The sequence below is a fragment of the Vibrio scophthalmi genome (assembly GCF_040869025.1).
Taxonomy (GTDB): domain Bacteria; phylum Pseudomonadota; class Gammaproteobacteria; order Enterobacterales; family Vibrionaceae; genus Vibrio; species Vibrio scophthalmi.
The window spans coordinates 210286-228919 of sequence record NZ_CP134271.1 but is presented as its reverse complement, the minus strand read 5'-3'; the positions used below and the strand labels follow the sequence as shown (position 1 = coordinate 228919).

The 18634-nt window shown below is 43.2% G+C and carries 21 protein-coding genes; 6 read left to right on the top strand and 15 right to left on the bottom strand.

The genetic code is table 11. The annotated features are described in order from the left end of the window. Positions 1-122: 122 nt before the first annotated feature. From RJD38_RS00930 to RJD38_RS00920, 3 genes are all read left to right on the top strand, one after another. The gene (locus RJD38_RS00930) at positions 123-1739 is read left to right on the top strand and encodes a methyl-accepting chemotaxis protein (RefSeq protein ID WP_065430573.1); all 1617 of its coding nucleotides are present in this window, start codon (positions 123-125) and stop codon (positions 1737-1739) included. A gap of 119 nt (positions 1740-1858) precedes the next feature. Next, complete coding sequence (locus tag RJD38_RS00925) at positions 1859-2554, top strand: TIGR01621 family pseudouridine synthase (RefSeq protein WP_005599625.1); 696 nt, start codon at positions 1859-1861, stop codon at positions 2552-2554. 8 nt (positions 2555-2562) lie between these two features. Next, positions 2563-3498: a class I SAM-dependent methyltransferase gene (locus tag RJD38_RS00920; protein WP_065430572.1), complete on the top strand. Its 936-nt coding sequence runs from the start codon at positions 2563-2565 to the stop codon at positions 3496-3498. 26 nt (positions 3499-3524) lie between these two features. Here the strand turns inward: RJD38_RS00920 and RJD38_RS00915 are convergent, their stop codons facing one another. The 6 genes from RJD38_RS00915 to RJD38_RS00890 form a co-directional block, all read right to left on the bottom strand. Beyond that, positions 3525-4394 (bottom strand): glycosyltransferase, encoded by an 870-nt coding sequence (locus RJD38_RS00915; protein ID WP_231893153.1) that lies wholly within the window; start codon positions 4392-4394, stop codon positions 3525-3527. Positions 4395-4596: 202 nt separating this feature from the next. Then, positions 4597-5205: a CDP-alcohol phosphatidyltransferase family protein gene (locus RJD38_RS00910; protein WP_065430571.1), complete on the bottom strand. Its 609-nt coding sequence runs from the start codon at positions 5203-5205 to the stop codon at positions 4597-4599. A gap of 2 nt (positions 5206-5207) precedes the next feature. Continuing rightward, a complete protein-coding gene (locus RJD38_RS00905) occupies positions 5208-5876 on the bottom strand; it encodes an ATP-binding cassette domain-containing protein (protein ID WP_065430570.1) in 669 nt (222 codons plus the stop codon). Further along, on the bottom strand, positions 5842-7542 hold the full coding sequence (locus RJD38_RS00900; protein WP_065430569.1) for an ABC transporter permease: 1701 nt from the start codon (positions 7540-7542) through the stop codon (positions 5842-5844). The genes RJD38_RS00905 and RJD38_RS00900 overlap by 35 nt, the downstream gene beginning before the upstream one ends. Before the next feature lie 40 nt (positions 7543-7582). After that, entirely contained in the window at positions 7583-8725 is a 1143-nt protein-coding gene (locus RJD38_RS00895) for an ABC transporter substrate-binding protein (protein WP_065430568.1), read from the bottom strand. 347 nt (positions 8726-9072) lie between these two features. Then, positions 9073-9516 (bottom strand): META domain-containing protein, encoded by a 444-nt coding sequence (locus RJD38_RS00890; protein ID WP_005599633.1) that lies wholly within the window; start codon positions 9514-9516, stop codon positions 9073-9075. Between the two features lie 152 nt (positions 9517-9668). Between RJD38_RS00890 and RJD38_RS00885 the strand changes: the two genes are divergently transcribed. Next, the gene (locus RJD38_RS00885; RefSeq protein ID WP_005599635.1) at positions 9669-9926 is read left to right on the top strand and encodes a DUF1289 domain-containing protein; all 258 of its coding nucleotides are present in this window, start codon (positions 9669-9671) and stop codon (positions 9924-9926) included. Between the two features lie 65 nt (positions 9927-9991). On the opposite strand, the gene RJD38_RS00880 is transcribed toward RJD38_RS00885, so the two are convergent. The 7 genes from RJD38_RS00880 to RJD38_RS00850 all read right to left on the bottom strand — a co-directional run bounded on the left by RJD38_RS00880 (position 9992) and on the right by RJD38_RS00850 (position 15618). After that, a complete protein-coding gene (locus tag RJD38_RS00880) occupies positions 9992-10213 on the bottom strand; it encodes a hypothetical protein (protein WP_005599637.1) in 222 nt (73 codons plus the stop codon). A 452-nt stretch (positions 10214-10665) separates the two neighbouring features. Continuing rightward, positions 10666-11058, bottom strand: coding sequence for a GspS/AspS pilotin family protein (locus tag RJD38_RS00875; protein ID WP_005599643.1), 393 nt, complete (start codon positions 11056-11058; stop codon positions 10666-10668). A gap of 2 nt (positions 11059-11060) precedes the next feature. After that, positions 11061-11357, bottom strand: coding sequence for a YciI family protein (locus RJD38_RS00870; RefSeq protein WP_065430567.1), 297 nt, complete (start codon positions 11355-11357; stop codon positions 11061-11063). Between the two features lie 112 nt (positions 11358-11469). Then, positions 11470-11865 (bottom strand): acyl-CoA thioester hydrolase YciA, encoded by a 396-nt coding sequence (gene yciA / locus RJD38_RS00865; RefSeq protein WP_009384897.1) that lies wholly within the window; start codon positions 11863-11865, stop codon positions 11470-11472. Between the two features lie 160 nt (positions 11866-12025). Then, the gene (locus tag RJD38_RS00860) at positions 12026-12571 is read right to left on the bottom strand and encodes a septation protein A (protein ID WP_065430566.1); all 546 of its coding nucleotides are present in this window, start codon (positions 12569-12571) and stop codon (positions 12026-12028) included. Positions 12572-12686: 115 nt separating this feature from the next. Then, the gene (locus RJD38_RS00855; protein WP_005599652.1) at positions 12687-12914 is read right to left on the bottom strand and encodes a hypothetical protein; all 228 of its coding nucleotides are present in this window, start codon (positions 12912-12914) and stop codon (positions 12687-12689) included. A 202-nt stretch (positions 12915-13116) separates the two neighbouring features. Continuing rightward, positions 13117-15618, bottom strand: coding sequence for a response regulator (locus tag RJD38_RS00850; RefSeq protein ID WP_065430565.1), 2502 nt, complete (start codon positions 15616-15618; stop codon positions 13117-13119). A 703-nt stretch (positions 15619-16321) separates the two neighbouring features. Here RJD38_RS00850 and ihfA point away from each other — a divergent pair. Next, positions 16322-16618 carry an integration host factor subunit alpha gene (ihfA, locus tag RJD38_RS00845; protein WP_005599656.1) on the top strand — a complete coding sequence of 99 codons (297 nt, stop codon included), beginning with the start codon at positions 16322-16324 and terminating at the stop codon, positions 16616-16618. A 137-nt stretch (positions 16619-16755) separates the two neighbouring features. On the opposite strand, the gene RJD38_RS00840 is transcribed toward ihfA, so the two are convergent. Together RJD38_RS00840 and yeiP are read right to left on the bottom strand one after the other, a co-directional pair. Further along, complete coding sequence (locus RJD38_RS00840; RefSeq protein WP_005599658.1) at positions 16756-17076, bottom strand: HI1450 family dsDNA-mimic protein; 321 nt, start codon at positions 17074-17076, stop codon at positions 16756-16758. A 2-nt stretch (positions 17077-17078) separates the two neighbouring features. Continuing rightward, a complete protein-coding gene (gene yeiP, locus RJD38_RS00835; RefSeq protein WP_005599660.1) occupies positions 17079-17645 on the bottom strand; it encodes an elongation factor P-like protein YeiP in 567 nt (188 codons plus the stop codon). 178 nt (positions 17646-17823) lie between these two features. Between yeiP and RJD38_RS00830 the strand changes: the two genes are divergently transcribed. Next, positions 17824-18591 (top strand): nucleotidyltransferase domain-containing protein, encoded by a 768-nt coding sequence (locus RJD38_RS00830; protein ID WP_005599663.1) that lies wholly within the window; start codon positions 17824-17826, stop codon positions 18589-18591. Positions 18592-18634 lie beyond the last annotated feature (43 nt).

Sequence of the window (18634 nt, the reverse complement as noted above, 5' to 3'; positions counted from 1 at the left end):
TTATATTGAGCCAATTACTAATAAAGAAGTCTGACCATTAGACGATAACAATATGATAATCGGTAAATCGTGTTAAGCACGTGAGATTGAAAAGCGTTTTATTACCACTAGGAAGGTGTATTTTGGCATTGTCAGTAAGAAAGAAACTATATGTAGGGTTTGGCATAATCCTAGCAGTATTGATTTTGATGGTTAGTTTAATTTGGAAAGAGGTATTGTCATCACATGCTGTTGCCGATGAAATCCGCCTGGATGATGTACCAGAAGTCGTCAATTATTTGATTATGATTGATGAAGCAGGAGATGTTTACCGTGATGCGACCGCTGCGATTACGGTAGTTGAAAATGGCCTATCCCCATATTACTCGAGCAAACAGCAGTTCGCTGACGTTGTCGCTTTGCTGAAACAACTAGAAGCGGGCAAGGTAGAAGATCTACAACGTATCACTGAGATTGAGCGCCTAATGGCGCAATTTAGTCAGCAGTTTGAAGCCAATATCATTCCGATGCTCAAAGGAAGCTATTCCCTTGAAGATATGTTGGTTCTGCTGAATCAATACTATCAAAATTCATTGATTCCAATAGAAAATATCTTAGATACTGTTGCGACTGGTGAAATCGCTGATACAGATGGAGCGTTGGCGGGCTTAAGCGAGTCATTTACCCAAATTGAATACACTATTGTAGTACTATCTTCGATTGCACTATTGCTCACCTGTGTCATTGCGTATGTTCTATCAAATTCGATTACCACTCGATTAAGCAAACTAGAAGAAGTTGCTCAAGCAGTTGCTGAAGGCGATCTTACTGCAGAAGCGATCGTCGATAACTCCGGCGATGAACTAGCCAACCTTGCGGTATCAATCAACCGAATGCAGGGTTCATTAGTCACGCTGATCGGCTCTATCTCTACCGTATCTAATGAAGTTAAGTTGGTCACTACAGAGCTGGAATCGATTAGCCAAGATGCAGTGAATGGCGCTTCTGCTCAGGCCGATAAAGCGGGTTTAATCGCGACGGCGGCGGAAGAATTGAGCCTAACAATTGCCGAGGTGGCGCAGCAAGGCAGTGCGACATTTGAAGAGTCGAAACGTTCGGAAGAAACGGCTGAAGGTGGCCGAGATGTTATTCGTGACATGGTGGCAAGTATTCAACAAGTTAGCCAGCAAATGAGTGACATGTCGACGCAGATGAACCAACTCGGCAGCCATGGTGAAAAGATAGGTTCGGTGATCAAAGTGATTGAAGATATCGCCGAGCAAACCAACTTACTCGCATTGAATGCGGCGATTGAAGCGGCGCGTGCAGGTGAGTTTGGTCGTGGTTTTGCTGTGGTTGCAGATGAAGTGCGAGCATTGGCGGAGCGAACGACGAATGCGACCAAAGAGGTGGCCGGTATCATTCAATCTATACAAGCAGGAACGCAAGAAGCGGTGACCTTTACTGAAGACAACTGCCGTTTGGTTGAAATTGGCGTGAGTCAGAGCGAAGGTGCCGTCAATGCCTTGGAAGAGATTGTGGCAGGTGCGAGCCATGTACAAAGCATGATCAATTCCATCGCAACAGCAGCGGAAGAGCAAACGGCGGTGACACGTGAAATAGCCGCGGACATTACCTCTATTAGTGATATTTCGGCTCATTCATTGGAACTGGCCAACAGCAGTTCAACCAATGTGGCTGGATTGAATCAGAAGGTGTCGCAACTTGAGGCGCTGGTGGGTAAGTTTCGAATTGCTTAATCACGCCTGCTTGTCGCACCAGCGTTTGATTTAAAGTTAAACGTTACTCAACACTCCTCAAGCCTTTATATGGCGCAGAGGAGTGTATATACTCTCGGCTCCCAAATGGAGCCTTTTTCATGTTTGATATCCTCTTTAACCATTCTGATTTTCTCATCATCAATAAGCATCCTGATGTTTCCGTCCATAAAGATGATGGCGACACCATGTTATTGCAGGAAGTGGCCAAACAATCAGGCGACAACCAGCTTTTTCTGGTCCACCGCTTAGATAAAATGACGTCGGGCTTGTTGATCCTTGCGAGACACAGTCAGGCTGCGAGTGTGTTGTCGTCGCTGTTTGCGCAACGTCAAGTGGGCAAGTTCTACCTTGCGATTGGCAGTAAAAAACCGAAAAAGAAACAGGGCTTGGTTCGTGGTGATATGGCTCGCTCACGCCGTTCATCATGGATGCTACTGAATAGCTTAGAAAATCCTGCAGTAACGCAGTTTTTCTCATTGGCAGGCGAGGACGGTGAGCGACTGTTTCTATGTAAACCTCACACCGGCAAAACCCACCAGATCCGCGTCGCACTGAAATCGGTTGGCTCTGCTATTGTTGGCGATCCAATTTATAACGTTGCCAGTGACGCTGATCGTGGCTATTTGCATGCGTTTGCGCTGCGTTTTGAATATTTGGGTGAGTCGTTTGATTTCATTTGTGATCCGCGTGACTATCCTCAACTGGGCAGTAAATGGTTGAACTCGTCGGTACAGGCGGGGATCGAACAGTGGTTATCTCCTTGGCAGCTCAATTGGCCAGTAATTAAGAAATAAGAAGTATTATGCAAATTAATCAATTAGCGACTTTTTTTGATCATGTGGAAGCGCAGCTCAATGTTGCACCAGATGAAGTGCGCCGTTTGTTCCATGGCCGAGGTCAATGTTGGCAGGGACTAGAGCAGTTAACGTGTGATTGGCTACAAGGTCAATTGATTGTAAATCTGTTTAAGCCAGTCGATGACTCATTTTTAGAGCAGTTAAAGCAACGTCTAGTGCAATTAAGCCAAACACAGACATGGCAAGAGAAACAAGGTCGTACCATTTTGTTGCAACATCGCTATAGCGATGGCGCGCCATCAGAAGTGTTGCTTGGTGATTTTGATTCTCGCCCAGTGGTGGTTGAGTCTGGTTTAAAATACCAACTTGATATTGGTCGCAACCAAAACTTTGGTTTGTTCTTAGACATGCGTTTAGGCCGAGATTGGGTCAAAGCGCATGCGAAGCATGCCAATGTTCTCAATTTGTTTGCTTATACTTGTGGTTTTTCACTTGCGGCAATTGCGGGAGGTGCAGACCAAGTGGTTAACGTGGATATGGCGCGTTCCTCTTTGAACAAAGGTCGCGACAACCATAAATTGAATGATCACAATATCAATCAGGTACGTTTTCTAGGCCATGATATTTTTAAATCGTGGGGTAAGATAAAGAAAGCGGGCCCTTACGATATGATCATTATTGACCCACCATCATTTCAAAAAGGCAGTTTTGCGCTGACCAAAGATTATCAGAAGATTTTGCGCCGTTTACCAGATTTGCTGACGGAGAGTGGTCAAGTGCTGGCCTGTGTTAACTCACCAGCGGTGGATTGCAGCTTTCTTATCGATGGTATGCAACAAGAAGCGCCAGAGCTGAAGTTTATTGAACGCCTTGATAATCCACCCGAGTTTGCTGACATCAATGAGCAAGCCTCATTGAAGTGTTTAGTGTTCTCTAAATAGTTAAAGCCCCGAAAGGGGCTTTTTCATTATAAATGGAAGCCAAATTCTTTTTGCATATCACTCAGGCAGCGTTCGTTTTTTCCGCCTAATACATTGATATGCTTTAACTCAGGCGTATCACCTGAAAGAAAGTGAAACTTGTTTCTATACGCAGTATTGAGTGGCATTTTATTGATCTCGATATTTGACGCTTTTGCTAAATAATTGATCCATATATCGTCAGCATTAGGGCATAATTTTAATGCTAAGTCTTTATTTAAAAATGCTTTTCGATCAATAGTATGTGGGAAAAGAGTACCGCCACCTGAAGTGAGAAAGGCATCATTATTGTCGGCCTTATCAACTTCGTTTAGCCATTCTGTATAGGGCTTCGGCGTAGTATCAGTATTACGAACGATTTTATGAGCTCGGCAACCAATAATAGCCAAAGGTTGCTTTGTGTGATGATTCAATAGACGTTCGACAAGGTCGTATGGGTATAAAATATCATCATCAACGGTAATGATGTGCGTATCAGAGAATGCCTCGATGGCCGGAAATAGTTTTTTGTACGATCCCGTGTTGGCTGTGTAACGAATTTCTAATCCTTTTTCTCTCTGTTTTTTCAGTGTTCCGGGTAAGGACTCTTCGTTGAACTCATTTTCATCGAGCCATAAAACAATTTTATTTGGTTTTACAGTCTGATTGCCAAGAGATTCAATCGTTAAAAACACATGGTCTATACGAGTTGTATAAGTGGTCAAACTTAGCACGACGTTTGCGGTGGAATTTGGGTCAACAAGTGATGTCGTTGAGTCTAAACACGAACTCTGGTATTTATCTATTAGTATAAATTCTTTAATTTTCCCATCAGAAGAAAATCGATTTTCTATTCTGGTAATTATTTTTTTTAACACAAACTTCTCACAAATTATATTTTAAAGTGCATAGCCTCGAGTGTTATTAACGACAAGCTGATGCGCACAAATTTGCGTAATAATTAGCTGAATTGAAAAATAAGTGGAGAGTTTTATTGAAAAAATTATACTTGCCATCCTAGTTGCGACTTAATTTTCATCAATTACATATTTACGGGATCTTATCCCCAATATTTAGGCATTACTGGTTCAGCGCCTGATAACCCCCGTAAATCCGTGTTGCAGTCGTAAACCAACATGCTGCGCCATACACATAGGCGATGATGGCAAAGTATTGGGGTAATAGACAGAACAGTACAAAACAAGCAATAGTTTCAGTTCCCTCGGTCAGGCCACTCATATAGTAGAGTGATTTATGTTTATAAACTGGGTTTTCGATCCCTCTTTTGCCCGCCATGACTGCAAAGGCGAGAAAGCTAGATCCGGTGCCAATGAAGGCAAAAATGATGAACGCACCAGCAATTGCATTTTGTTCTGGGTTCGCTAATACAAAACCAAATGGAATCAATGAGTAAAATAAGAAATCCAGACTAATATCTAGGAAGCCACCCGCATCCGTAATGCCTTGAATGCGCGCTAATGCACCATCTAACCCATCACAAATTCGATTGAGAACAATAAAAATCAGCGCCAAAAGATAGTGTTGTTCAATTAACGCCGGTAGTGCCAAACAGCCGAGAAAGAAGCCAAACAGTGTGACTTGATTCGCTTTGATATTGGCACTATCAAGTTTTTTTGCTGCGCAATGCAGCGGTTGGCGAATTATTTGGATACTGAACCGATCTAGCATGTTTATTCCTTAATGCTCATATTGTCATTATTAATCACTGGATTTGGCCATTGCAGAATATGAGCGTGACTTGGCACGTCATCAATATCATGAGTGACAAGCAAGGTGGGAATATTAGCGTTCGCAAGTTGCGTCATCACCCAGTCGCGAAATTGTAGACGTAAGGTTTTGTCTAATTTACTGAAAGGCTCATCGAGGAGAACAAGTTTGGGTTTGGCTAGCAACATGCGCAACAAACTGATCCTGGCGCGCTGACCACCGGAAATTTGTTCGGGAAATGAGTTAGCCAGCTCGATGAGATCGACCGATTGTAAACAGGCGAGAGCTTGGACTCTGCGTTCAGTTTTACGAACATGATTGGGGAGAGCAAACGCGAGGTTCTGCCAAACATTTAAGTGCGGAAATAATAAGTCGTCTTGAAATAGAATGCCAATAGCGCGTTGATGAGCGGGTAGATGGTCAATCTCTTGCTGATTTAATACCATCGTACCTTGATAGCGAAATTCGTCACTTAAATGGCCGGCAACAAGGTTGAACAGGGTAGATTTGCCACAGCCGCTTGGTCCCATTAGCGCGATAACTTCGCCGTTACTAATCGTCAGGCTAATTGGTGAGCACAGCGCTTGGCCGTCTTGTTTATAAATGACGAGGTTTTCGAGCGAAAGTGTCATGAATACGATATTCCTTGGATTGACCTATTTTGCGACGCAGCGTTAAGCGACCAAGCAAAATAGCCATTGAGAAAAAGACAAAGGGTAAGAGAGCTTGCCACAAAGCATAAATGGCCGTCACTCTGCGATCAAAGCCACTCGATAGCGCGACCGCTTCTGTGGTAATTGTGGCGATACGTCCGCCACCAAGCATCAGTGTGGGAAGGTATTGCGCAAGACTCACACTGGCGCCCACAGCCCAAGCGTAAAAGATCGCTGGTAATAGCAACTGCAGTTTGATCTGAATGAAAACACGCAGTGGTGACTTGCCGAGACTGAGGGCTGTTTTAGACAGATTGAGATTATAGCTTTTCCAAGGCCCATCAAGCGCCAGATAAACAAAAGGGAAAGCAAAGAAAACATGAGACCATGTCACCCAGAGAAAGTAGCGTTCGCTGGATAAATATAAACTCGCAACTTGTAAGCCAAATAGCAGCGACAACTGCGGGAGCAGCATCGGTAGCGCAATAACATAATCAGGAATATGACGATTGTGCTGAGTTTTGTATTCGTGTGCAATCAGGGCCAGTAATAATGCGATGCTCGCGCTGACGAGCGCTAAAACTAGGCTGTTTGTTAACGTCGGTGCCATGTTGGCCCATTCAAGTTGCCAAAAACGGTCGCTAAAGCGACTCGGTAAGAGATCCGGGAAGCGCCAGCGATGTGCAAAACTCCACAATAACAGCAGTGGAAAAATCAGGGCTGCGAGTAGCGCTGAGATGGAAAAAATGGCTAAACCGGGTAATCGCCAACCGAATCGACCTGAAAATTGCCACGTTTTCCACCATTGCGTCAGTGACTTTTCAATACCGATCACCATCAGCATCAGGCCGCTTGCCAATAGGAATAGCACAACTGCGCCGGCAGACGCGCGTGGCATTAAGGCGAGATCGGGGTCATTAAACCATTGCCAAACCAGCACTGCTAAAGTGGGGGGATTCGTTGGTCCAAGGATTAAGGCAAGATCAACCACGGATACGCCATAAGCAATGACTGCAAATAGCGCGAAACGCATTTTGGCCAACCATTGTGGAAAGATTAACTTTAACCAAGTTTGTTGAGTTGAATAGCCTAATGAATAAGCGACCTGCTGGCTGCGCTGTAAATTGAGTTGTTGCAACACAGGAATGCTCATTAGGAGTAGAAAAGGTATCTCTTTTAGTGCTAACGCTATAGTTAAGCCCACTGCGTATGGGTCGTTGACCAACCAAGTCGTGTTAGCGCTGTTCGCGGTAATATCGAACCATTGACTGGCAACCCGAGCGAACATACCTGTGGGAGCAAATAAAAATGCGAAACCAATGGCAAAGGCGACATGAGGCATTGCAAGCAGCGGGGAGAGTAGCGTTTCCACTTTGTGCCAATATTTTCGTCCCCACAATTGCTGCAAAACCGCAAAGCAGAAAAAAGCCGCAAGATAGGTGCTGAATAATGCACTAAAAAGACTGATTAGTAGCGATTGTTGCCAACCACTCCATGTCACTAATTGCACGTAACCAAGCCAGGAAGGCTGTGTAAAACCTAGCGATGGTATGTAATTAAACGACGAGAGTATCACGCCACTTAGGCCGGGAATCAGCGGTAGAATCCCAACCAAAATCACTATTAGGTACGATAGTCTAAACATCGGGCTCTCGTCATTCTTTACTCAAAACTACTGGCTAAAATTAGTTGCCGTAGCGTTTTTGCCACTCTTTTTCGAGAGCGACTTGCCAACTAGGGTGCGGCTCTGCCACAGAAGGGAATAACTTGGTCTGTTTTGCTGAACCTTGTAAGTGCTGATTTTGTAGTACAGAGGGATCACCCCATATATTTAAATCGCCTTTGCGTGACTGTGCTTCAGGACTAAGAAGGAAGTTAATCACCACTTGTGCTCCTTGAGGAGAGTTTGCATTCCAAGGAATGGCTAAAAAGTGGATATTTGATAGTGCGCCCGCTTCCATTGCATAGGCTTTGGTGGTGTCAGCAAGCTTCCCGGTGGCTTGTGCTGAGAAAACGGCGTTGGGATTAAACGTAATAGCAAGATCGATTTGGCCATCGTCGAGAAGCTGCGTCATTTCTGAGGAGCTTGCTGGGAATTGCTTCCCTTGTCGCCACGCAACGGCATGCAACGCGTCTAGATACTGCCATAACGGCTGGGTAACGGTGTTGAAATCGACTTGCGTAACGGGTTGACTCAATGCCGTATCGTTGGCTGTTAGCTCAATCAATAATGCCTTTAAGAAGCTTGTACCGTGAAACTCTGGTGGGCGAGGGTAGGTGATTTTATTAGGAAAAGCTTGTGCGTAGCTGAGTAATTCTGCAAAAGACTGTGGTGGGTTATTAAGACGTTCACTATCGTGAATAAAGACTAACTGTCCTACGCCCCAAGGCGCTTCTAAACCAAGAGTCGGTTCTGAAAAATCGCTGTCGACAGGCAGTGATTTGTCGACCATTTGCCAACTTGGCAGGGCATCAACAAAAGGACCAAACAACAAATTATGATTTTTCATTGATTTGAAGTTTTCACCATTAATCCAAACCATATCGACACTCCCACCCTCATTTTTACCCGCTGCTTTTTCAGCCAGTAATCGAGATGTGGTTTCCGCTATGTCGGTGACTTTTACATGTTTGAGAGTGACACCGTACTGTTGTTGAACCTGTTGAGCGGCCCAGCGTAGGTAGTTGTTGATCTCTTGGCTTCCGCCCCAGGCATGAAAGTAGACCGTTTGGCCTCGCGCTTGGGTCATGGTTTCTTGCCATTTATCCGCAGCAGTGGAAGAAAAGCTAATAAAAAGTGTCAAAATAAAAGTTAACAGCCTTGTCATAATAGTTCCTATCGTTATGTATGGGGCTTCATTAATCAATGGGTCTGTTGTGTTAGACCGGATCTGAGACCAATTTCATTCATTATGACGTAAAAAAGATGATTTTTTTTAGGTATTTGGCAATATTGTTAGCTAATTGTATGGGAAGTGTGCGTTTTGATAAGTGTTCGGCTAAATTATTCTCCAGCGTTGAGGGACTCAAGGTAATCGGGGGCGAATAAATGACTATCTAAGCGAGAGGGAATAGCAGATCTTGGCTAGGCAGAATAGAGAAATGCGCTGTTTCAAGATAACAAAAAGCAGCCAATAAAGGCTGCTAGAATATTGCAAAGCTAAGTGAGGGGAGATTATTTCCAATCACTTAGTTTGAACGTTAGCGTGTGCGCATCGTTCTTTAACACTAGACCATCTTTAGTCAGTGTCATGTCACTCCAATCTGAAAGCGTTTGTGAGAATGCTTGTTCAACATCCATTGACTCACCCATACACATTTTCATGGTTAGTGCCATTTTTTCAATGCGGAATTGATTGTTTTTCAGTTCTGCTTGACCAAAGAAGTTGTTGCAGCCTGCATTACCATTTGCCGTCATTTTTTCGCCGACTTCTAGATTTGGCAGAGCTTGGCCTTCTTCTGCAGTTACTGCTTTACCATCAACACTGATTAGAGACCAGTTGTGGTGTTGTAGATCGGCTGCTGTGATTTCTTTCACATCATCACCATTGCTTGCACACGCAGTCATCAGCATAGGAAGAGAAAGTGCTGCAAGTAGCTTTTTTGAACTAAGCTTCATAGATATAAACTCCAAAAAACAATAAGGTATACGCATGTATACTTGATTAAAGCTTCAATGGTCATAATTATAAGTGATGCATCAATGTTTGTGTTAGCTTTTGGTCATAGTTTGATGTTTTATTTTGTAATTCACCTACTTATGGAGGGAGTATGGAGCAGTTAGAGTTCTTTTCTATCCAAAGTCCCTGTATTGGGGTCTGCTCGGTTGACGAAAAAGGCTATTGCAAAGGCTGCATGCGTAAGCGCGAAGAACGCTTTAATTGGCTATCAATGACCTCAGCGCAGCAGTTGCATGTGATTAAGTTGTGTCGCCAACGTTACCGGCGTAAAAAACTGCGCGACAATGGCGCGCAGTCTAACAATGAAAGCGAAGAGATGATCAATTCACAAAGCGACTTGTTCGATTAAATGAACGAGATCTTTTGCTATGGTTTAAGCTATTCACCCCGACTCATTCGCCTTTTCCTGCTTAGTTATTTCATTCCCCATTTATCACTCACCCAACCACCAGCATGGTCATCAAAGTGACACCCTGAAAAACGATGATTTGCTTCGTAGTTTTTATCGAATTCTGGTTCATCATCAATTAGGTGTTGTACATATTCCGCCATGGGATCACCGCTTTTCAGTCGATGCTGCCTCGTCGCGACTTCCTTGATGAGTTGAAGACGGTAAGTATTGCTAGCACGTTTCATAACGGGATCCTCTGTTGTTCTGCCTTTAAAAAAGTTAGAACTCCAATCCTCGAGCGTCAATGCACTTTTAGATAATTTTTCTATTACTAAGCTTTATTTATGCTTGTAATTGGAGTGAATGAGTAGTTAAAGGTATGAATAGCAATATATTTAACCAACTTTAATTGTAAGGTATCTGCAATAAAATATTCATATTGACCTTACCGTAAGGGTAGGGCTTAACCTGAGAGTGAAAACTTCAGTCGAGAAAGAGATATGTCATGTTGTAATAAAGCGCCGAACGGCGGAAGTCGTCAGCTAGGTGCGTTACTGAAATTTACTTTGTGTATATTTATTGGCTTAGCGCTGATGGTGGCGGCGTTTGGTTGAGCGCGAACAAAAAAACCTGCCGCACAATGAAGTGTCGCAGGCTTTTTCTTTAGTGGTTCATGATAAGTAATTTTCGATATCGCTTATTTTGTCGTACACGTTTCTTGTGATACAAACTCGTCAGCCATCAATTGACCACGGCTATTGCGCATTTTGATTCGGTAGCTTAATCCAGCATCCAAATTGGCCTTGGTGTCTTTGTTGGTACAGTAACGAGTAATGCTGGTATTCAACACTTGTTGCAATGGTTTCGCACCTTGCTGCTCTTGGTTATATACCATCATGATTTCAATCGTCGTTCCTTTTGACGATGCACGCATGATCGACAGAGGACCCGCTTCTAACGGCAGTTCAGCAGCTAATAGGCTGGCACGGTTAGATGCAAGCAATTCTAATTGGCGCTGTTGATTGCCATCAGAGGCGCACCCCATCAAAAAACTGGCAAGCAGTAACGCTGAAGCCAAACGTGCTCTCATGATCAAAATACTTTCTTAAATGGTTTCACGATAACCGATTGATAAACGCCAGCGGCAATGTATGGGTCATTATCTGCCCAATCTTGTGCATCTTGCAGCGAGTTAAATTGAGCGATTACCGTTGAGCCTGTGAATCCCGCTTCGCCTGGGTTATCTGAGTCAATAGCTGGCATTGGGCCTGCGGTTAACAAGCGACTTTCATCTCGAAGCTGTTGTAAACGTTCTAAGTGTGCAGGGCGAACGCTCATTCTTTTTTCAAGTGAATTCTCTACGTCTTGAGAGAAAATTACATACCACATATGGTGTCCTTGTCAGCTGATGGGATAAATTGCAACTCTACGCGAGGGATGGAAAATTTAAAGTAACGCATAGGGAAAATGTGAATCTAATTCGTTATGTTTAACGTACTCGCTATACAACGATAGCGCGTGGCTTGCCTGATGAGTCAATCGCAACGTAGTTAAAGGTTGCATCACACACCATAAAGCGATCTTCAATGCCATGCTCTTTGACGGGTTTGACCCACACTTCAAGATCAATGCTCATTGAGGTACGACCAATTTTGGTACATTCACCATAGCAGCACACCACATCGCCCACTCGAACCGGTTTCTTAAAGGTAATGCTCGAAACTGAAACGGTTACGATACGGCCTCCTGAAATTTCTTTGGCTAAAATGCCACCCGCTAAATCGAGTTGTGACATGATCCAACCGCCAAAGATATCCCCGTTGGCATTAGTATCCGCTGGCATGGCTAAGGTACGAAGAAGGAGTTGCCCCCTTGGTGAACTGTTTTCCTGACTCATTTTGACATCCACAACATAATGACGTCAGTTCGGCTAAGTGAACTGAAATTAATCGGCGTTATCTACTAAAAAGCGACCTAAAAATGGTCGCTTATTTAACTATTATACTGCTTTGGCTAATGAAGGTCATTAGCTATATAGCGCAGCCAAAGCACCAAAGCTACTCGCTGTGCTCTTCTTTTTCTTTTGGCATGTGCTTGTAGATGTAAACACCGGAGAGCAGGGTAAAGCCGAATGTTGCGGTTAGTAAACCGAAGACTTTAAAGTTAACCCATACATCAAGGGACAATTTGAATGCGACATATAGGTTTAAGCCTGAGCAGATGAGGAAAAAGATGACCCACGCCCAAGTGATTTTCGCCCAAACCTGTTCAGGTAAGGTGATTTCTTTACCAAGCATCCCTTTAATGGCTGACTTACCCATTAGATGGCTAATCGTCAAACCAACGGCAAACATAGCGTAGACGATGGTCACTTTCCATTTTATGAAGTTGTCATCATGAAGAAAGATCGTCATACCACCAAAAATTGCGACGATTAAAAAGGTAATCAACTGCATTTTTTCGACTTTTTTGTATAAGGCGAAAGTCAGTATGATCTGAATAGCACTTGCGGCGATAAGAGCACCAGTGGCGATGTAAATATCATACATCTTGTACAAGGCGAAAAAGATAATGAGAGGGATAAAATCGAGCAATTGTTTCATTGTTAGGTTCTGCAGCTATCGAATCAGTATCGGAATGCTCTCAGTCTACCCAATTCACCTAGGAACACCAACCCGTTAGCGTGTAATCGAAACGATACTCTTTTGGTCAGTCGTGTTAGTGGGGAATCGTTGTCTTTAATTCCTCAAGGTATCCCTCATCACGTAAAGCATTGACAGTGCCGATAAGCTCTTCATTACTCATTGAAAAGCAACTTGATTTCCCCGTCATGACATTAAGGTATTGGTGATATTCAGGCTCAGTAAAGTGGCCAATTCTATCCACGAGCAAGCATTTAATGCCATGATGAATCAAGTGATAGTAGGTGTGGCGCTTCATCTCCATAACATTTCTCCAATAGGGTACTGCGAGTTCTATCGCGAAGTTCGATACCAGATCAACAAGCATATTGGATGCCAACATAGATAGCGTTGGGATGATAAACCGAAATGAGTAATTAGGACGTTGGGTGATGAATGGCTTAAATTGAACCAAGATTTTGGGATTTACTCGTCAATAAAAGAGGCAAAATGAGAATAATACTGCACTAAGCGCCGACAGATGTTTTTTGCTTTTCACCTTGAATGGTGGCGAGTAAAGCTTCTTTAGATGTCGGTTTAGTTAAGTGGCCATCCATTATTTGACGGATTTGATCTAATTCTCGCTGACCCGACTCACCGGAAAGGGCATAGACAGGGATCTGCGGATAGGTTTGTTTGATGATGGTTGCCGCTTCAAAGCCATTCATCACAGGCATTTGGATGTCCATAAACACTAAATCTACAGGATTACTTTGTATTATTTCTAGTGCAACTTGGCCATTGTTTGCCAATATAGCATCGTAACCGAGTTGATTAAGGAGCAGTTTTACTAATTGACGTTGCACTTCTTTGTCATCAACCACCAAAATTGTGTATCCATTGTCGGCGGTATCATTTTGCTTCGCGATATTAATCGGTACAAATGCGGTGTTCTCTTCTGTTATTACCGGTGAGTTCGCAGGGCTCACCAGTGAATCGACAGGAAATGACAGATGGAATTCAGTGAATTTACCGAGTTTAGAATAACATTGAATTGAACCACCAAACGCTTTCATGACGCGTCGACAGTAGCCTAAGCCTAAGCCACTTCCGCCACTTTTATTGTGTGAATAGAAGTCGTCAAAAATACGTGCTTGGAGACTTTTAGGAATGCCGGGGCCGGTATCTCGTACCACCACAAAGTGTTCATATTTCCCCACAATGGTTCGAATGTCGATATGGCTTTGTGGATAAGAATCGAAGTAATAACTAGCATTACGTAATAAATTGAATATCACAAAGTTAAAGAGGGTGTCGTTGATTTTTGCATGAAAATCTTGCTCGATACTGATGTGCAGGCGTTGACGCATTTCGTCAGATTCAAAAGCATAACGTTCAACCGCTTGTTCGATAGCCTGCTTAATTGACGTCTGTACGGCAGGCTCTTGTTCAAGAGATGCATCGTTGACTTCGCGAAGAATAATATCAATTAACTGACGGCCACGTTCAATCGCCACCTTACCTTTGATAAGCTCTTGCTCTAACTCTATCTTTGGTGCGTTAATTTGCAGCTTGTTATTGAGTTGTTCAAATTGCAGTTGAACTTGTGCTAACGGATTACGCATTTCATGGGCGATTGAATTCGCTAATGCTTGCGCCTGATGCACTTTTTTGTCGGCATTAATGTAGCCTTGCGCTTTCTTCAAGACATACTGCAAGGCATGTATTTCCTCGCAGAAGTAAAGATGTCCACTGCGCTTTTGGCGGGCAATCAGTAAGTGACTCATTTGATCTTCGTGATCAAAGATGGGCAAAACGAGCGCAACACTCTCTCGCTTCATTTTTACGTACAGCTGTTTTAAGACAGAACTGACACTGGAATGAGTGAGTACCTGTTCCTCAATTTCTTCAAAAATGATCACACTGTTTTGATTGTACAGTTGTGAGGTATAAGCCTTTTCATCTTGTAGGTTGTAGACCAATTGCAGGTCGTGTTGGTCAATATCAAGTGTTTGTGCAATTTGACTGATTGCAGAATGGGTCGATTTTTGGAATTCACGGGTCAGCGCATTGAGTTTTTGGGTCGGAGATAGCGCTTGCCCATAGACAAGTTGACTGGCTAGGTGAGTGGTGGTGCGAAAAATAACTCGCCATGCAAGCCCTGTCACTAGGCAAGATAGCGCTACAATGATTGTCGCATCGTAGAGTGAAATCGAATTAATGATCAGAATCAGTGGCAGAGCAATGGTGCTACAGGCTAGCAGCACGGATAACAATGAAAACAGAATGTGTCGATTACTGTAGAAGCGCGAGGTGACCAGCGCATACCCCATCAGCAGCATTTCAGTCACAGCGAGAGCTGGCGGTAACCATGACAGGGTGAAATTCTCCCAAATGAGTGGGATAAAAGCGTGAATGACAATGGTTGAAACCATAAATACACTGATGCCAAACAACATATAGAGTGACTTAATGTGTTGTAGCGGCCTTGCGTGTCGTGAATAAAGCAAAATATTACGAAACGACAGAACAATCAGAACCATAGCAGAGAGAAAGAATGTTGTAGCTTGGCTGCCAAGCTGAATGTTAAATCGGCCGATCGCATAAACAGAGACCCCCTCTACAGTACTGCCGGCACGATGATTCCAATAAATAGCCGCCGAAATAAGCACGATAAAAAGCGTATTCTGCAAATATCTAGAGAGTGTGGAATCAATATCACTGACGAGTTGGCGAGTAACGAGATAGGCAAAAGCGAACGCAGAAGACGAGGCGAGATTGGCGAATAGTGCCATAAAGACAACGGCGTCATTATCTGCTTTGAGTAACAAAGGAGAATAGAAAAACGCATTGCTTAAGATCCAAGCAAAGACAGAAAGTGAATAGAAAAGATAGGGAATACTGATCTTTCGTTCGAACGTGCCGCCAGACATCCTAAGTGAGTAGACGAAATAAACCGTCCAGCCTAATACCAGAGACGCGACACCGAGCAGCAACAATAAAATGGGGTGCACAAAAGGCTCAAACATTTGAGCATCCGTTAAAATGTAGCCGTAAGCTTGCGAACCATAAGGTTCTTAGCCACAAAGTAAATTGGAGCAAACTGCTTCCCATCCATATAGTGACGGGTACATCACTGTTCATCTAAGCCAACATTATTATTTAAGTTGTCGTTTCTATGTCATTAACCCACAGATGCTCGCATATTGTAAATAGATGGTCGCTTGTTCACACGAGCGATTGGTCACAAATATTCTGAAAGCTCGTGAATTAATGTGCATCAAGTTGCTTTTATGTTGAATTTATCAGCAGTTTCATCTGTTAGAATTAGGTTAATTTGTATTGTTGATTGTATTAGAACAACCAATGTAAGGTTTTTTTGTTGTAGTGCCTGATATAAGCAACTGATTTTTATGAGTTTAGTCGTATTGTGCAAAAAAAATCAAATATACTTAATTAGTTGTTAATTCTCATTGATTGCACTTTTGTGGAATTTAATTCTGATTTTTTCTGGTGTTTAAATTTTTAATGTTATATAAATGCCATGTTTGATACGTTTATCTCGCTGATAATTATGAGAAAAGTGTTAACTTGCTATAAAAATGTTGGCGAAAATCAGAAGCTTGGCATACACTTTCCAAGTAATGTCTCTATGTTATTGATTGACGAGGCGAAATGCTTTGGCGCTGTCTAGCGACAGTGATGTTTAACACAGCTTTTGAGGAAAATTCTATGGCGCTCACTAAAGCCGATTTGGCAGAGAACCTGTTTGAAAAGCTTGGATACAGTAAACGAGATGCCAAGGAAACGGTTGAGGCATTTTTTGAAGAGGTTCGCAAAGCACTCGAAAATGGCGAGCAAGTGAAACTTTCAGGATTTGGTAACTTTGACCTACGCGAAAAGAATGAACGTCCTGGACGTAACCCTAAGACGGGTGAAGATATTCCGATTAGCGCGCGCCGTGTTGTCACTTTCCGCCCTGGTCAAAAATTGAAAGCTCGTGTCGAGACTATCAAGGGCGACAGTTAACACGTTATCGATGGATTGAAGTCGTTTTATTATTGTGGAAAGAGAGGAGCTCTCTGATAAGCAATAATAAAAAAACACCCAAGCTTAAGCTTGGGTGTTTTTGTTTATATGGATGTCACTGTATAACAAGAGGTTAATCAGTCACGCTTCCATAGAATATGGCAGAACTTATGCTCAGGATCTCTGCTTACCAATAGGCGAGCAAAAACATCGTCTAACACATCATTTTCTTCGTTGACCAAACCGATACGTACTTCCGCATAGATTTCTTTATCAACATCAAAGCCGACATGTTGAGCCCAATCATCACCGGTCTCAACCAATTCTGCTGCGCCACGATCTTCAAACTGAGCAGTGAATAGAATCACATCAACAGCTTCCAGATTATCAGGCGCCATCTCAAGAAAGATATCGTAAGCGGTGTCGATTGCATCGTCGTAAGAAATGAGTTCAGCCATAATTATGCGCGGCTCATGTACTTGCGTTCAGCAGTATTGATGATCAAGCGGTCACCATTTGCGATGTACTCTGGTACTTGCACTGTTAGGCCTGTTGCAAAACGAGCTGGCTTGGTACGAGAAGCCGCAGAAGCGCCCTTGATTGAAGGATCGGTTTCTTCGATAACAAGCTCAACAGTTGCTGGAAGTTCTAGCGCAACAGCTGTGCCGTTAACCAGAACAACCTGAAGACCTTTAATTTCTTCAGTAATGAAAAGAAGCTCTTCTTCGATCTCTTCTTTCTTAAAAGTAAATTGAGTGTAATCTTCATTATCCATGAAAATATACTCATTACCGTCAACATACGAGAAAGCAACTTGACGTTTGAACATGTCAACAGTTTCTACCACGTCGTCAGACTTATAACGCTCGTCAGCACGTGCACCAGTGTTTAGGTCAACACAACGCAGTTTGTAAATTTTTGCGCCGCCACGACCGCCAGGAGTCGTCACTTCGATGTCTTTAATCAGTAGGATTTTGCCGTTTGATTCAATCGCAAAACCTTTCTTTAGCTCACTCGCCTTAGGCATGAACAATTTCCTTCATATGAGTTGTAAGGGCGGCATTATATACCCAACTAATTGGAAGATGCTATTTGAACTCGCACTGATATTGCTAGTTTTCAGCGATTCTCAGCGTGATTATCTTGATCGAAAAGCGACACTAAGAGAACATGTCCCATAATCTGTCATATTCCACGATTCTTTGATGATTTTAGCCACAATTAATCCAGCCTTGCCGTTTCAAGCTGAGTATAGTCAAGCGATCCAAGATTTGGTGCGTTTCTTACGCTCGGGCTTGGGTGATAACCTGCACAGTGTTTATGTTTTTGGCAGTGTCGCGCGTAAAACCGCCGTGCCACAGCGTTCCAATCTGGACGTTATTGTCGTTACTCAGCAGAGTTTTGCTGATAAACGCAGTACGGTGTTCAATACAGTGCGTTGGCATTTTCAAAAGTCACACCCACATATAACCGAAGTTGCCTTCAAAACCGCATTAGTTAGTGATATCGCCTCATTAGATAGCATTTTCTCATGGGGTTTTTTATTACGCCATTGCGCGGTTTGTGTGCATGGTGAAGATCTGTCTGAGTGTTTTGGCGATTATGAACCAAGCTGGGAGATCGCTAAGCACTGGAATATGGATGTGGAGGATTGGTTGTCTGTTTATCGCAATCGAATCGTGCGTGCAAAAGAGGATGCTGAGCAACTTAAAGCACAGCAAATTATCGCTAAAAAACTGCTCAGAGCGAGTTATTCGCTGGTGATCCCACGCGCGAAGGGTTGGCATGATGATCCTGTGGCCTGTGGTAAGCATTTTCTGCGCTACTACCCAAGCTTCCAAGTTGAAATTGAACGCTTGGTGATCTTGCTGTCAAACCGAGTGGTGGCCAAACGTTCTGTGCTTGGAATATTGGATTCTTATGGCGAGTGGTTGGTGAAGCAATATAAGAAAACGGAATTTAGAATCGGCTAGGTCACCGAAGTATTTTTGCTGTCTCTAAGGGTCTTTGCACCTA